Genomic DNA, 1,391 nt, shown 5'->3' with positions numbered 1-1,391 from the left:
CGAGTGGGGCAAACACCACATTGGCAGGCGCCGTGGTTTCTGGAGAGCGTGTAGAAATGGAAGTAGGGGGTGATTTTACCGTTGTCAGCCGCAGTGATACGGGACAAAGTTCCAGCAAGCAAAACTCTTTTTCTATTGGGTTTAATGGTGGAAAAAAGGATGATGCAGCCACAACCAATATTTCCTTGAACAAGGATAAATCCTCTAGCGATTATCATAGTGTTGTGGAACAATCAGGCATCAAATCGGGTGATGGCGGTTTTAAGATCAACGTTAAAGATAAAACAACGCTGACCGGGGGTATTATTGAAAGCATCGCGCCGGCAGATAAAAACAGCCTGACCACAGGAAGCATTAGCACCAGTGATATCAGCAACAGTGCGCATGCGCAAGCCAGCAGTCAAGGTTTAAGCATTTCAGCAGGTGGTCCGATGTATCAGGGAAAATATGGTGTCGGGAAAAACATTGCTAAAAATGTCTTAGATCATTCAAAAGCCCAAGATTCAGAGGAAGGATATACCAAATCTGCTATCAGCAATGGCACTATCGTCATTACTGATGAAGCAGGGCAGAAGGCATTGACAGGGCAAGACGTGGAACAAGCCATAGCCTCCCTTAATCGTGATACTGCCACCGCCCATAAGGGTGTACAACAGCTCGATGTAGGCAAGCTGGAACAAATCGTTCATGAAAACCGTGAAATGGTAACGCAACTCTTAGAAGAAGGGTTTAAATACAGCGATGATTCCTATAAAACCATGTTTATCAAAGAGCACTCCATCGCCGTGGTCGACCGTGATAAAGACGGAAATATAATCTATGAAATAGATGCAAATGGAGAGCCTATAGAAGACGCTCGTGGACAACCAATACCTTACGCACATTATTTAACGGATGAAGAAAAGCAGCATTTGCAAGAAGGCTCTGATGGCAAGGTGCATGTGTCCTTTAATGGCATCTTTACTCCACCAAAGGAAGCCGCTGTTTATGCGGTTCAACATGCGAAGGATAAAAATGAACCGCTTTATTTTGTGGTGTTCCCAGAAGCTGATTCTGCTATCTCAGAACTTCTGGTCGCGGGCTATCAGAAGTTTATGGAAAATAACTTTTGGGGTTTGACCAATTCAACACAAGAAGCAAAAGATTTGATGTATAGCTATGGTCTTACAGGATTAGAACTTTATGGACATAGTCGCGGGACAATGACATTGGGGAATATGCTGAATTCTTTCAAACAAGAAGGTGTTCACGGTATAGCCAACGAAAACACGACTATCAATCTCTATGGACCAGCCTTTAATGTTTTAGTTGCATCCGGTCTGTTAGGTTATGTGAGTGACGGCAAACAAACCACTGTTGGCTTTGATGGGAATAGATATGACTTTGTAAGC

At 43.6% G+C, this 1,391-nt stretch carries 1 protein-coding gene; it reads left to right on the top strand.

Annotation, left to right across the window (positions count from 1 at the left end; all coding sequences use genetic code 11):
• Positions 1-1,391: hemagglutinin repeat-containing protein (locus ACFILL_RS09210; protein WP_375643827.1), on the top strand; the 1,391-nt coding region annotated here is incomplete at both ends.

It is taken from the genome of Bartonella sp. AP20NXHL (genome assembly GCF_042196165.1).
Classification (GTDB): Bacteria; Pseudomonadota; Alphaproteobacteria; order Rhizobiales; family Rhizobiaceae; genus Bartonella.
This window is presented reverse-complemented; position numbering and strand designations above follow the sequence as displayed.